The organism is Sandarakinorhabdus rubra (assembly GCF_010994245.1).
Classification (GTDB): domain Bacteria; phylum Pseudomonadota; class Alphaproteobacteria; order Sphingomonadales; family Sphingomonadaceae; genus Sandarakinorhabdus; species Sandarakinorhabdus rubra.
Map to the genome: position 1 here is coordinate 1 of NZ_WMHO01000072.1, position 11,710 is coordinate 11,710.

The window sequence follows — 11,710 nt, forward strand, 5'->3', positions numbered from 1 at the left end:
GTTCGGCCGGGGCAGGGCGCGCAAAGCGCAGCCAGCCGAGCCCGCCGGCGAGCACCAGCGCGACCGCCAGCGCCAGGCCAATGGCGAGCCAGGGCCGCGAAGGGCCAGGGGCCTCCGGGCGCGAACCCCTGTTCATCGGGGCACCAAGTGGCTATGCCTGTCCATCACGAACCGCATAGTGGGAAAGGTGGCATCTTGTCGATGATGAGGCGCCTGAAGATGGCGATGCTGGCGCTGGCGGTGGTAACCGCTGCGGGCCCGGCGGCCGCGCAGTTTTCCGACAGCTACAATTTCATGAAGGCCGTGAAGGACCGCGACGTCAACGCCGCCATCGAGCTGGCTGACAAGCCGGGTTCCACCGTGGTCAACGCCCGCGATTCCGACACCGGGGAATCCGCCATCCACATCGTCACCCGCCGCAGCGATCTCGGCTGGCTGGGCTTGCTCTATCAGAAGGGCGCCAACCTCAATGCCAAGGATCGGGAGGGCAACACGCCGCTGATCCTTGCCACGCTGACACGGTGGAGCGACGGGGTGACCACCCTCATCCGGCTGAAGGCGCAGGTGAACCTCCAGAACCGGCTGGGGGAGACGGCGCTGTTGAAGGCCGTGCAGGCGCGTGACCTGGCGCTGGCCAAGGCGCTGCTTGATGCCGGCGCCAGCCCCGACATTGCCGACAACAGCGGCCTGTCACCCCGCAGCGCCGCCGATCAGGATCCGCGCGCCGCCAGCATCGCCAAGCTGATCAGCGCCGTGCCAGTGAAGGCCATGGGGCGTGCGCAGGGGCCACAACTGTAATCCTGCGCTGCAAGCGCCTGTAACCATGCGCCGCATGGTTGCATCGCCTGGGGGGCGCTAGGCGATGTCGATGGAACGGCCCTCGATTGCCGCGCAAGCGTTTGACCGGCCGGGCGTTCGCGTCCGCACGCTCGCCAATATCCGCTGGATCGCCATTCTCGGCCAGTTCACCACTCTGCTGGTGGTGGGCCTGTGGTTCGGCTACCCGCTGCCCTGGGGGTCGCTGCTGGCGGCCGTTGCAGCCTCGGTCATCCTCAACTTTGGCCTGTCGACCCTTTATGAGCGCAGCGACCGCATGACCGGGCGCGAGCTGTCGCTTCACCTGGCCTTCGATCTCATCCAGGCCGGCGTGCTGCTGTTCCTCACCGGCGGGCTGGCCAACCCGTTCGCGCTGCTGCTGATCGTGCCGGTGACGATCGCCGCGACGCTGCTGACCGCCCGCGAGATGGCGCCGCTGGTGGCACTGGCCTTCGGAGTGCTGGCGATCGTGTGGTTCTGGGCGCAACCGCTGCCGTGGAGCGGCCCGCCGCCGGAGTTCCCGCTGGTCTACCGGGTCGGCGATGTGATCGCCTACGCGCTCGCCATCGGCTTCCTTGCGGTCTATCTGTGGATGGTCTCGGCCGAAGCGCGGGATCGCGCCCGCGCGTTGGTCGCCACCGAGGCCGCCCTGACCCGCGAGGCCCGCATGAACGCGCTGGGCAGCCTGGCGGCGGCCGCCGCCCACGAACTGGGCGGGCCGCTGGGCTCGATCTCGCTGATCGCCCACAGCCTCGAGGAACAGCTGGGCGATGATCCCGATTTCGGCGAGGATATCCGCTTGCTCGCGGCCGAGGCGGCGCGCAGCCGGCGCATCATGAAGGGCATCGCCAACCGCGCCGAAGCCGAAGACCCGTTCGCCATCCTGGGCCTCGACGTGCTGCTGCACGAGGTGGCGCAGAGCGTGAAGCCCAGCCGTGTGCCGGTGAATGTCGCCGCATCTGCACCGCAGCCCATGGTGCAACGCTCGCCCGAGCTGCTCCACGCGCTCAACAATCTCGTCTCCAACGCGGTGCGTCACGCCGCCACCGAGGTGCGACTGGAAACCATCGTGACCCCTTCGGAAATTCGTGTTGTCGTGCTGGACGATGGCTTTGGTTTCCCGTCCGAATTGCTGCCCCGGCTGGGGGAGCCGATGCTGGGGCCATCCCGATCGAAATCGGACTCCACCGGGCTGGGCGTGTTCATCGCCACCACCCTCATCGAGCGCACCGGTGGCCGCCTGTCCTTTTCGAACCGGCCCGAAGGCGGAGCCCGCGTGGACGTGCGCTGGCCAAGAGACGAGTTTGAGGTTAATGAGCCCGACCGAGAGGACCCCTGAGCATGGCCACTGAGCCGATGAGCGACAACCGGCCGCTGCTGCTGGTGGATGATGATGCCCCGTTCCGGCAGCGCCTGTCGGTGCTGCTGGCCCGCAAGGGTTTCGAGGTCACCTCGGTGGGCAGCCTGTCCGAAGCGCGCATGGAAGCCGCCCGCCTGAAGCCCAGCCACGCCGTGGTGGACATGCGGCTGGAAGATGGCAATGGCCTCGACCTCGTGACCGAACTGCGCGCCATGAGCCCCGATGTCCGCATCGTGATGCTCACCGGTTATGGCAATCTGGCGACTGCGGTTGCCGCCGTGAAGGCCGGCGCCATCGACTATCTGGCCAAGCCGGCCGACCCGGAAGACATCGTGCGCGCGCTGTCGGCCGATGGCAGCACCAGGCCCGAGGCGCCGCCCGAGCCGATGTCCGCCGACCGGGTGCGCTGGGAGCACATCCAGCGCGTCTATGAACTGTGCGACCGCAACGTGTCTGAAACCGCACGCCGGCTGAAGATGCATCGCCGCACGTTGCAGCGGATACTGGCCAAACGCAGCCCAAAATGAGTCGCGGCGAGGCGCGCTAATCCAGTCCGATCAGCGCGCTTTCCGGATCCACGAGGCAAAGCCAGCGCTGGGATGCGCGGCGGGCCAGGTTGAGCGTGATCGCCTTGCGGCGTGCCGCGTTCAGCGGCCGCCACGGCGCCTCGCGCAGGCTTTCCGCGTCGAAGCGGTCAGCCACGATGACCCCGGTGTCCTCTGGCCGGAAGGGTGGAGTGTGGAGATCGGCGAGCGGCAGGCCCACGGGCACGGCCCAGAAGAAGCGGTCGCAGTGGTCGAGATAGTCCGGCCATTTGCGGTCTCCGCGCAGGTCGGCGAGGCTCACCTTGATCTCGACGAGAGTCAGCCGGCCAGCGGCGTCGATGCCAAGGATGTCGGCGCGTCGGCCACCGGCCAGTGGCACTTCGGCCAGCGGGCTGACGCCGGCGCGCAGCAGCCAGCGGCAGGTGCCGCGCAGCACATCGGTGGCGGACAGATCATGCGGCATCGGTGCAGCATGACGGAACGTTACGGGAACAGCAAGCGGCCCGATCAGCGGTAGAAGACGTGGTTGCCGATCCTTGCAACGCGGGTCAGGCGCCAACCGGGCTTGAGGCGCGCGGCATGGAAGCTGTGGGCGCCATCGGCCACATCGTGCCACAGGCCCATCATGGCGACCCGGGCAACGGCCATCGCGGTGCCGAACGTGGCGGTGCTGCGCTGCACGCGTTCAGGCACGAAGCTGAACTGCCGCGGCGCCCGGATGACGGCGCAGACGCTGCCACCCCAGCGGCCGGCGCGGACCCGGTTGAGCACGGCCTGGGCAACGGCCAGCTGGCCTTCCATCACCTCGCCGCGGCTTTCGAACCACACGGCCGTGGCCAGGCAATCCAGTTCGCGGTCTGCCGGCAGGGTGGCGCTGCCATCGGCGGCGACCATGCCGACCAGGGCGGAGAGGCCGGCCTGCGGCGCCTGCGCCTCGACGACGGCGCGATCATCCTCGGCCGGGAGCAGCGGCAGTTGCGTTTCAGCCAGGGCAGGCACGGCCAGGCCGGCAGCCAGAAGGCCCAGCATCACGGTGTGGCGCAGGAATGCGATCCCCATGCCCACAGCAAAGACCGGCGCGGCGCGCTGATCAATCGCCGGCCAGCATTTCGGCGACGAACTGCCCCGCCTGCGGGATATCCAGTTCGATGATCCACAGATCCGGATCGCGCTGGCGCGCCCGCGCCGTCCAGGCCGGCACCTCGTCACCGCTGGCCATGGCGGCAAAGCCATAGCGACCGTCGGCGCCAAGCACGGCCGCCAGCACCACCTCCTGGCCGGCCTCTCGAGTGACGACGGCGATGGCGCCGGCCTCATCATCGCCATGGGCCAGCACCGTGGCGAAGCCGCCCGCGGCTGCCACGCGTCGGAGCAGCGCGCCAACGCGCACGCGGCTGACCAACCGGGGCAGCGCCGTCAAACGGTGGCCGTGACCGGCGCCAGCGCCGCCATCATGTCGGCTGCCGTGTCGGCGGTGCGCAGGGCCGGCATGGTGCGGGGATCACGCAGCGTGCGGCTGATCCGCGCCAACGCCTTCAGATGGTCGGCACCGGCGCTCTCTGGCGACAGCAGCAGCACCAGCACGTCCACCGGCTCGCCATCGGTGGCCTGCCAGTCGATCGGCTGGGGCAGGCGGGCGACGAGGGCAACACAGCCAGAAAGGCCGGGCAGCCGGGCGTGCGGAATGGCAGCACCGCCGCCAAAGCCGGTGGCGCCCAACTGCTCGCGGATGTGCAGCCGTTCGTGAATCATCAGCCAGGGCGTGCCGAGCCGATCCCCGGCCGCACGCGCCAGCGCCTTCAGCGCCGCGTCCTTGGCGAACGCCGGCAGCAGCGGGATGACACCATCCGCAACCAGAAGATCGGCAAATCCGGCACCGCTGTTGGGCATGGCGTCTGTGTCAGCCTGCCAGCGCCGGCTGGCGGGCCGCGGTCACGTCGGCGCCGCGCGGTTCCACCCAGCCGATGGTGCCATCCTCGCGGCGATAGACCATGTTGTGGGCGCCTGTAGCGCTGTTCACGAACATCAGCGCCGTGGTGTTCCTGAGGTCGAGCATCATCACTGCGTCACCCACGCTGGCGGTGGGAATGTCCACCCGCGTTTCGGCAATGATCAGCGGGGCCTCGCCTTCCGGCTCGGCATCCTCGGGCAGGGCGGCGAACACCTTGTATTCGGCATTGTCGAGCGGCGGCAGCTCGGCCACGGCCGGCGCGCTGCGGCCTGCGGCCGGCGAGTGACGGTCCTTCAGGCGGCGCATGTAGCGCCGCAGCTGCTTGTCGATGCGCTCGGCGGCGGCATCGAAGGCGAGGTGGGCATCGCCGGCCCGGGCCGAGCCCTTGAGGATCAGATCGGCCATCACGTGCATCACGATATCGCAGGAAAAATGCCCATAGGGCGCCGGGCCGAGCGTGACATGGGCGGACAGCGCCCGCGGGAAATATTTTGCCACCATGGCGCCCAGTCGGTCGCGCACATGTTCGCCAAAGGCGGCCCCGGTATCAACCTGGTGCCCCGAGATGCGGATATCCATGCCAGTTTCTCCTGCTTTCGGGCTGGTGACGCGAATGCCGGTCACGACAGCCAGAGCGGATCGTCGAGGCCGGCCACGAAGGCGGCGTGACGCGCCAGCTCCTCCTGGCTGGCATGGTGGGCACGCGCGGCAAGACTCACCCGCTCGTAGGGAGTGTCGTCCGCTGCCGGCGCGCTGGCAAGGTCGAATCCGATCTGCCGGCCTCCGGTCAACTCGATATAGACCCGGGCCAGCAATTCGGCATCAAGCAGCGCCCCATGCTTGGTGCGGGCCGACAGATCAATGCCATAGCGGGTGCACAGCGCATCCAGCGTGTGCTTGGCGCCGGGGTGGGCCTTGCGGCTGATCTCCAGCGTGTCGATGGCGCGGCTCATCGGCACGATCGGCATCCCGGCGCGCTTCAGCTCCCAGTTCAGGAACTCCATGTCGAAGGCGGCGTTGTGGGCGATCAGCGGGGCATCGCCGATGAACTCCAGGAAGCCGTCGATCACCTGTTCGAACACCGGCTGGCCGGTGAGAAACTCGCTCGACAGGCCGTGCACGCGCTCGGCGTCCTTGGGCATCGGCCGCTGCGGATCGATATAGGTGTGGAAGGTCCGCCCCGTCATGGTGCGGCCGACCAGTTCCACCGCGCCGATCTCGACGATGCGGTGGCCATCACCGGGCATGATGCCGGTGGTTTCAGTGTCCCAGACGATTTCGCGCATGGGCCCCATGTAGCGCGGATGGCGGGAACGGCAACCCTTACAGGCTGTGCACCAGCCGTTTCACGGCGGCCCATGTTTCGCGCCGCCCGCGCCCGGTTTCGATCACCACGTCGGCGCGGGCGCGCTTTTCGCGGTCCGGCATCTGGCCCTTCAATATGCCGGCGAACTTCTCCGGCGTCATGCCGGGCCGCGCCAGCACGCGCGCCCGCTGCACGCGATAGGGGGCGGAGACCACGACCGTGATGTGGCAGCGCCGCCAGCCGCCCTTTTCGAACAAGAGTGGCACGTCGAGCACGATGGCCGGCTTCAGCCGGTGGGCGCCCAGGAACGCGCTCTGCGCTTCGCCGACCAGCGGGTGAAGTATCTGTTCGAGCGCGCGCAGCTTGCTGTGGTCGCCAAACACCGCCGCGCCCAGCCGGTCGCGGTGCAGGCCGCCTTCGTGGGTGGTGCCGGGAAACAATTCCTCGATGGCGGCCAGCGCGCGGCCCCCCGGACCCTGCAGGCGCCGCACCTCGGCATCGGCATCGAACACCGGCACGCCGAGCCGCCGGAACATCGCCGCCACGGTGGACTTGCCCATGCCGATGGAGCCGGTCAGGCCGATGATGGTGGTACGGCTCATCGGATCAGCAGCCTTCGCAGTTCGGAATCATGCTCGCGCGGCGCATCCGCACCGTAGAAGAGCCGGAAGGCCTCGGCGGCCTGGCCGATCAGCATGGCAAGGCCATCGATGGTGGCCAGGCCCCGCGCCCGCGCCGCCGCCAGCAGGCCGGTTTCCAGCGGCGCATAGACGGCGTCGAACACCACGGCGGTGCCCGGGAGCGGTCCCAGATCGAGGTGAAGCGGCGGCTGTCCGCTCATGCCCAGCGAGGTGGCGTTGAACACCAGGCCGATATCTTCGGGCGGCCGGTCACCCATCTCCAGCACGCCGCCGGGCAGGCCGGAACGGGCAAGGAGCGCACCGGCCGCATCGGCATTGCGTGCCATGATCCACAGGGCGCTGGCGCCGGCCGCCCGCGCGGCGGCCATGGCAGCCCGCGCCGCGCCGCCCGAACCGATCAGCAGCATCGGGCGGCCGGCAATGGCTGCGCCTGCCGGCCCGGTGATACCCACGACATCGCTGTTGTGGCCGGTCAGCCGGCCGTTTTCGCCCACCACGATCGTGTTGACGGCACCGACTGCGGCCGCGCCGTCGCTCAGCGCATCGAGCGCCGCCATCACCGCCAGCTTGTGCGGCACCGTGACGTTGACGCCGCGCAGGCCCGTCGCCGGCAGCGCCCGCACGAATGCATCAACATGCTCCGGCGCAACGGGAAAGCGGCTGTAATCGCCGTCGATGCCGAGCTTGCCCAGCCAGAAGCGGTGGATCAACGGCGACTTGGAATGGGCGATGGGCCAGCCGATGACACCGGCCACGGGCGGCTGGGGGAGGCTCATGCCGGCAGAAGCCCACGAATGCGCAGATAATCGAGCACCGGCAGCAGCGGCAGGCCACGGATCACGAACTGGTCCCCCTCGATCCGGCTGAACAGCTGCGCGCCCAGGCCTTCGATGCGATAGCAGCCGACACAGCCCAGCACGTCCGTTCCTTCACGATCAAGATAGGCGGTGATGAAGGCCTCGCTCAAGGCCCGCATGGTGAGGCGAGCAGCGCCAGCGCTGCGCCACACCGGGCGGCCGCCTTCACAGATCACGGCGGCCGAGATCAGCTGGTGGGTGCTGCCAGCAAGGCTGCGCAGCTGCGCTTCGGCGCGTGGCCGGGTTTCGGGCTTGGCGAGCAGCGCGCCATCGGCGGTGACCACCACCGAGTCGGCGCCCAGCACCAGCGCGCCCGGATGCTGCCGGCTGATCTTCAGGGCCTTCAGTTCAGCCAGCGCATCGGCAATCCGCTCCGGCGATGCACCTTCGGCCTGCAGCGCGGTGGTGAGCCCGTCCTCGTCGACATGCGCGGGCAGCGCCTCATGGGGCACGCCGGCAGCGGTGAGCATGGCGCGGCGCGCAGCGGACTGGCTGGCGAGGACGAGCATCATGCTGTCCGTGCACTCCGCGCTTGATGCAGGTTGATTATGGCCGCCGCCGTCTCCTCGATGGAGCGGCGCGAGACGTCGATCACCGGGACGTCATGATCGGCAAACAGCCGGCGGGCAAAGGCCACCTCCGCCTCGATGCGCTCCATCGCGACATAATCGGTGTCGGGTGTCTGGCCCAATGACAGCAGTCGGTTGCGACGGATCAGCACGAGCCGGTCGGGTGCAGTGGTCAGCCCCACCAGCAGCGGGCCCTGCAGGTGCCAGACATGCGGGGCAGGCGGCGATTGCGGCACCAGCGGGATGTTGGCGGTCTTGTAGCCGCGATTGGCCAGATAGATAGAGGTGGGGGTTTTCGAGGTGCGCGAGACACCCAGCAGGATGATGTCGGCCTGTTCCAGCTCATCGGCCGATGCCTGCGCGCCGTCATCATGCACCATCGTGTAGTTGATGGCATCGACCCGGCGGAAATAGGCCTGGTCCATCACATGCTGACGCCCCGGCCGGCGGGTGGCCGCCTGGCCCAGCAGCTCCGACAGCGCCGAGATGGTGGGATCGAGCGGCGACACCATCGGCAGGCCCAGCGTCGCACAGCGGCTTTCCAGCCGGTCACGCACGGCGCCATCGACCAGCGTGTAGATGACCAGGCCGGGCTTGCGCGCGATTTCCTCGACAATGCGGTCGAGATGGCCTTCGCTCCTGACCATCGGCCAGAAATGCTTGATCGCCTCGGCTCCTTCGAATCGGGCCAGGCTGGCCTTGGCCACCGATTCCAGCGTTTCCCCGGTGGAATCGCTGATCAGGTGGAGATGCAGCGGTTCAGCCGCAGTCATGGCAGGCAACAGCAGCCAAAGCGCTGCAACAATTTGCGGGCATGAGCATGTGGATAACCATGGGTGACCAGCGTTAATGCGGGTGGCGAGGTGGGGGCAAGCGGCATTTCCCCCGACCCGTCCCAAGCCACAGCGGTTTTCCCGCACCTCGGGACATATGCACAGGCTGCCCTGTGGAACATGGGGACAAGGCCATCGACTCGCCTGATCACCGCGGGCTGGCGCGATGGCAGCTTGTGGATGAAGCAGCAGACAGCATTTTATCCACGGGATTCATCCCTCTACCACCACCTGCAATCTTCGATTCAATTGAATGACTGAAAGTGAAGGTCAGGCTTGGCCGGGCGGGGCGCGCAAGGGCCTTGACCGGCTCCGGCGGGCCGTCGAAAGGGAGCCATGGCCACGCATCACCTGACCGTTTCCGCTTCCGATCCGCCGCTGCTTGCCGTGCTGAAGGGCGAGCGTCGCGACCCGCCGCCAGTGTGGCTGATGCGGCAGGCCGGGCGCTATCTGCCCGAGTACCGCGCGCTGCGGGCCGAGAAGGGCGGGTTCCTGGAGCTGGTCTATGACAGTGATGCGGCGGCCGAGATCACCATCCAGCCGCTGCGGCGCTTCGGCATGGATGGCGCCATCCTGTTTTCCGACATATTGATCGTCCCGCATGCCATGGGCTTGGGCCTGACGTTCGGCCCCGGCGAAGGCCCGCAACTGAGCCCGGCGCTGCACGACGCGGATTTTTCCGGTCTCACGCCCAACCCGGCGCATTTCGCCAAGATCTATGAGACGGTGGCCAAGGTGCGCGCCGCCATCGATCCCAAGGTCACCATGCTGGGCTTTGCCGGCAGCCCCTGGACGATCGCCACCTACATGGTGGCCGGCCACGGCAGCAAGGACCAGGCCGAGACACGCCGGCTGGCCTATCGCGACCCCGGCGCATTCCAGGCCCTGATCGATCGCATCGTCGACGTGACAGTTGATTATCTGTCGGGCCAGATTGAAGCGGGTGCGCAGGCGATCCAGCTGTTCGACAGCTGGGCCGGGACGCTTTCGCCGGCGCAGTTTGAACGCTGGGTGATCGCGCCCAACGCGGCCATCACTGGCAAGCTGATGGTGCGCCACCCCGATGTGCCGGTCATCGGTTTTCCCAAGGGCGCCGGTGCCAAGCTCGCCGCCTATGCCCGCGAAACCGGCGTTGACGCGGTCGGTCTTGATGAAACCATCGATCCGGCCTGGGCAGCCGCCACCCTACCGGAAGGAATGCCGGTGCAGGGCAATCTCGATCCGCTGGTGCTGATTGCCGGCGGTGACGCGCTGGCCGATGCGGTCAGGCGCATTCGCATCACGCTTGCGGATCGGCCGCACGTCTTCAACCTGGGCCATGGCATCCAGCAGGACACGCCGATTGCCCATGTCGAGCAGCTGTTTGATCTGCTCAGGCAGCCGCTCTAAGCCATGCTGGAGTCGGGCGTCGGCTGGCTGGGCGAGGCCTATCCGTGGGTCAAGGCGCTGCATGTTGCCTTCGTCATCTTCTGGATGGCTGGGCTGTTCATGATCCCGCGCTTCCTCGTCTACTGGCACCCGGTGCCGGCAGGGGCGCCCGAGTCCGCCCTGTGGGACGAGCGTTGCCGCCGGCTTCGGCGCATCATCCTGTCGCCCGCAATGGTGGTGAGCTGGGTCGCCGGGGTATCCTTGGCATTCCATGTTGGTTGGCCGTTGTGGCTGCTATTGAAGTTCCTGTTTGTCTGCCTGCTGACGTGGTTCCATCACTGGAGCGTCGTGATGGCCAAGCGTTTTGCCGCCGGTGAACGGCCGGTCACCGAAAAGCGGCTGCGGCTGATGAACGAGATCCCATCGCTGGTCACGCTCGCGGTGGCAATTCTAGTGATTGTGCAGCCATTTCAGTGATGTTGCCCGTCGCTGCCGTGCTGCCGCAGCTGAAAGCGGCACTGGCCGACAACCACCCGCTGGCGCTGATTGCTCCGCCCGGTGCGGGCAAGACAACGGCCGTGCCGCCGGCCCTGCTCGACGAGGCCTGGGTGGAAGGGCGCAAGCTGATCCTCCTGTCGCCGCGGCGGCTGGCGGCACGGGCGGCCGCCGAGCGCATGGCCGAACAGCTTGGCGAAACGGTCGGGCGCACGATCGGCTATCGCACCCGGCTCGACAGCCGCACCAGCCCGGCCACCCGCGTCGAGGTGGTGACCGAAGGCATCTTTACCCGCCAACTGGTCGCCGATCCGGAGCTGCCAGGCATAGCCGGCGTGCTGTTCGACGAGGTGCATGAGCGCAGTCTGGAAGGCGATTTCGCCCTCGCCCTGGCGCTCGAGGCGCGCGCGGCGCTCCGGCCGGACCTGCGCCTGCTGCTGATGTCGGCGACACTGGACGGCGCCGGCTTTGCCAGCATCATTCCGGGCCTCAGGACCGTGGAATCGGAAGGGCGCATGTTCCCGGTGACGCTGCGCCACATTGGCCGCGACCCCACCGCGCGTTTGGAGGAGGCGATGGCCAGCGCCATCAGGGCGGCGCTGGCCGAAGAGCAGGGATCGCTGCTGGCCTTCCTGCCCGGGGTCGCCGAGATCGAGCGCACGGCGGAGCGGCTTGACGGGCGGCTGCCGGCCGATGTCGACCTGTTCCGCCTCCATGGCGCCCGCGATGGGGCAGACCAGCGTGCCGCTATTGCCCCGCCGCCACCGGGCCGCCGCAAGATCGTGCTCGCCACGTCCATTGCCGAAACCAGCATCACCATCGATGGCGTGCGCGTGGTAGTGGACAGCGGGCTGGCGCGCCGGCCGGAGATTGATCGTGCGGTGGGCCTCACCCGGCTGGTGACGGTGCGGGCCAGCCAGGCTGCGGTGACCCAGCGCGCCGGCCGCGCCGGCCGTACGGCGCCGGGTG

16 protein-coding genes are annotated in these 11,710 nt (G+C 68.3%); 6 read left to right on the forward strand and 10 right to left on the reverse strand.

The annotated features are described in order from the left end of the window. Nucleotides 1-201: 201 nt before the first annotated feature. The 3 genes from GJV64_RS06325 to GJV64_RS06335 all read left to right on the forward strand — a co-directional run bounded on the left by GJV64_RS06325 (nucleotide 202) and on the right by GJV64_RS06335 (nucleotide 2,703). Nucleotides 202-798, forward strand: coding sequence for an ankyrin repeat domain-containing protein (locus tag GJV64_RS06325; RefSeq protein ID WP_235927626.1), 597 nt, complete (start codon nucleotides 202-204; stop codon nucleotides 796-798). A gap of 70 nt (nucleotides 799-868) precedes the next feature. Next, a complete protein-coding gene (locus tag GJV64_RS06330) occupies nucleotides 869-2,155 on the forward strand; it encodes an ActS/PrrB/RegB family redox-sensitive histidine kinase (protein WP_164156429.1) in 1,287 nt (428 codons plus the stop codon). A gap of 2 nt (nucleotides 2,156-2,157) precedes the next feature. Next, on the forward strand, nucleotides 2,158-2,703 hold the full coding sequence (locus GJV64_RS06335; RefSeq protein WP_164156430.1) for an ActR/PrrA/RegA family redox response regulator transcription factor: 546 nt from the start codon (nucleotides 2,158-2,160) through the stop codon (nucleotides 2,701-2,703). Between the two features lie 16 nt (nucleotides 2,704-2,719). Here the strand turns inward: GJV64_RS06335 and GJV64_RS06340 are convergent, their stop codons facing one another. From GJV64_RS06340 to GJV64_RS06385, 10 genes are read right to left on the reverse strand one after another with little or no spacing between them, the layout of a single operon-like run. Further along, on the reverse strand, nucleotides 2,720-3,184 hold the full coding sequence (locus GJV64_RS06340; protein ID WP_164156431.1) for an MmcB family DNA repair protein: 465 nt from the start codon (nucleotides 3,182-3,184) through the stop codon (nucleotides 2,720-2,722). A gap of 44 nt (nucleotides 3,185-3,228) precedes the next feature. Continuing rightward, a complete protein-coding gene (locus tag GJV64_RS06345; protein ID WP_164156432.1) occupies nucleotides 3,229-3,780 on the reverse strand; it encodes a cell wall hydrolase in 552 nt (183 codons plus the stop codon). A 31-nt stretch (nucleotides 3,781-3,811) separates the two neighbouring features. Next, on the reverse strand, nucleotides 3,812-4,141 hold the full coding sequence (locus GJV64_RS06350) for a DUF1491 family protein (protein WP_235927625.1): 330 nt from the start codon (nucleotides 4,139-4,141) through the stop codon (nucleotides 3,812-3,814). Then, the gene (locus GJV64_RS06355) at nucleotides 4,138-4,611 is read right to left on the reverse strand and encodes a PTS sugar transporter subunit IIA (RefSeq protein ID WP_164156433.1); all 474 of its coding nucleotides are present in this window, start codon (nucleotides 4,609-4,611) and stop codon (nucleotides 4,138-4,140) included. The genes GJV64_RS06350 and GJV64_RS06355 overlap by 4 nt, the downstream gene beginning before the upstream one ends. A 10-nt stretch (nucleotides 4,612-4,621) precedes the next feature. After that, a complete protein-coding gene (gene hpf, locus GJV64_RS06360) occupies nucleotides 4,622-5,251 on the reverse strand; it encodes a ribosome hibernation-promoting factor, HPF/YfiA family (RefSeq protein ID WP_164156434.1) in 630 nt (209 codons plus the stop codon). A gap of 41 nt (nucleotides 5,252-5,292) precedes the next feature. Then, nucleotides 5,293-5,958, reverse strand: a complete 666-nt coding sequence (gene dnaQ / locus GJV64_RS06365; RefSeq protein WP_164156435.1) for a DNA polymerase III subunit epsilon — start codon at nucleotides 5,956-5,958, stop codon at nucleotides 5,293-5,295. A gap of 37 nt (nucleotides 5,959-5,995) precedes the next feature. Then, nucleotides 5,996-6,580, reverse strand: coding sequence for a dephospho-CoA kinase (gene coaE, locus GJV64_RS06370; RefSeq protein ID WP_164156436.1), 585 nt, complete (start codon nucleotides 6,578-6,580; stop codon nucleotides 5,996-5,998). Continuing rightward, a complete protein-coding gene (locus GJV64_RS06375) occupies nucleotides 6,577-7,395 on the reverse strand; it encodes a shikimate dehydrogenase family protein (RefSeq protein ID WP_164156437.1) in 819 nt (272 codons plus the stop codon). The genes coaE and GJV64_RS06375 overlap by 4 nt, the downstream gene beginning before the upstream one ends. Further along, on the reverse strand, nucleotides 7,392-7,988 hold the full coding sequence (locus GJV64_RS06380) for a Maf family protein (RefSeq protein ID WP_205599546.1): 597 nt from the start codon (nucleotides 7,986-7,988) through the stop codon (nucleotides 7,392-7,394). Before GJV64_RS06380 ends, GJV64_RS06375 begins: the two co-directional genes overlap by 4 nt. Beyond that, entirely contained in the window at nucleotides 7,985-8,818 is an 834-nt protein-coding gene (locus tag GJV64_RS06385; protein WP_164156438.1) for a pyruvate, water dikinase regulatory protein, read from the reverse strand. Before GJV64_RS06385 ends, GJV64_RS06380 begins: the two co-directional genes overlap by 4 nt. A 396-nt stretch (nucleotides 8,819-9,214) precedes the next feature. Here GJV64_RS06385 and hemE point away from each other — a divergent pair, with 396 nt between their 5' ends. From hemE to GJV64_RS06400, 3 genes are all read left to right on the forward strand, one after another. After that, a complete protein-coding gene (gene hemE, locus GJV64_RS06390) occupies nucleotides 9,215-10,267 on the forward strand; it encodes a uroporphyrinogen decarboxylase (protein WP_164156439.1) in 1,053 nt (350 codons plus the stop codon). 3 nt (nucleotides 10,268-10,270) lie between these two features. Beyond that, complete coding sequence (locus GJV64_RS06395) at nucleotides 10,271-10,723, forward strand: CopD family protein (RefSeq protein ID WP_205599547.1); 453 nt, start codon at nucleotides 10,271-10,273, stop codon at nucleotides 10,721-10,723. Beyond that, on the forward strand, nucleotides 10,723-11,710 hold a 988-nt coding region (locus tag GJV64_RS06400), incomplete at its 3' end, for a helicase-related protein (RefSeq protein ID WP_268920636.1). The genes GJV64_RS06395 and GJV64_RS06400, both read left to right, overlap by 1 nt.

What these genes read in the sequence shown, in the direction of transcription:
- GJV64_RS06330 (WP_164156429.1), top strand. Translation starts at nt 869, where the DNA reads ATGGAACGGCCCTCGATTGCCGCGCAAGCGTTTGACCGGCCGGGCGTT.
- GJV64_RS06380 (WP_205599546.1), bottom strand. Translation starts at nt 7,988, where the DNA reads ATGATGCTCGTCCTCGCCAGCCAGTCCGCTGCGCGCCGCGCCATGCTC.
- hemE (WP_164156439.1), top strand. Translation starts at nt 9,215, where the DNA reads ATGGCCACGCATCACCTGACCGTTTCCGCTTCCGATCCGCCGCTGCTT.
- GJV64_RS06395 (WP_205599547.1), top strand. Translation starts at nt 10,271, where the DNA reads ATGCTGGAGTCGGGCGTCGGCTGGCTGGGCGAGGCCTATCCGTGGGTC.
- GJV64_RS06325 (WP_235927626.1), top strand. Translation starts at nt 202, where the DNA reads ATGATGAGGCGCCTGAAGATGGCGATGCTGGCGCTGGCGGTGGTAACC.
- GJV64_RS06355 (WP_164156433.1), bottom strand. Translation starts at nt 4,611, where the DNA reads ATGCCCAACAGCGGTGCCGGATTTGCCGATCTTCTGGTTGCGGATGGT.
- hpf (WP_164156434.1), bottom strand. Translation starts at nt 5,251, where the DNA reads ATGGATATCCGCATCTCGGGGCACCAGGTTGATACCGGGGCCGCCTTT.
- GJV64_RS06335 (WP_164156430.1), top strand. Translation starts at nt 2,158, where the DNA reads ATGGCCACTGAGCCGATGAGCGACAACCGGCCGCTGCTGCTGGTGGAT.
- GJV64_RS06375 (WP_164156437.1), bottom strand. Translation starts at nt 7,395, where the DNA reads ATGAGCCTCCCCCAGCCGCCCGTGGCCGGTGTCATCGGCTGGCCCATC.
- coaE (WP_164156436.1), bottom strand. Translation starts at nt 6,580, where the DNA reads ATGAGCCGTACCACCATCATCGGCCTGACCGGCTCCATCGGCATGGGC.
- GJV64_RS06340 (WP_164156431.1), bottom strand. Translation starts at nt 3,184, where the DNA reads ATGCCGCATGATCTGTCCGCCACCGATGTGCTGCGCGGCACCTGCCGC.
- GJV64_RS06345 (WP_164156432.1), bottom strand. Translation starts at nt 3,780, where the DNA reads ATGGGGATCGCATTCCTGCGCCACACCGTGATGCTGGGCCTTCTGGCT.
- dnaQ (WP_164156435.1), bottom strand. Translation starts at nt 5,958, where the DNA reads ATGCGCGAAATCGTCTGGGACACTGAAACCACCGGCATCATGCCCGGT.
- GJV64_RS06385 (WP_164156438.1), bottom strand. Translation starts at nt 8,818, where the DNA reads ATGACTGCGGCTGAACCGCTGCATCTCCACCTGATCAGCGATTCCACC.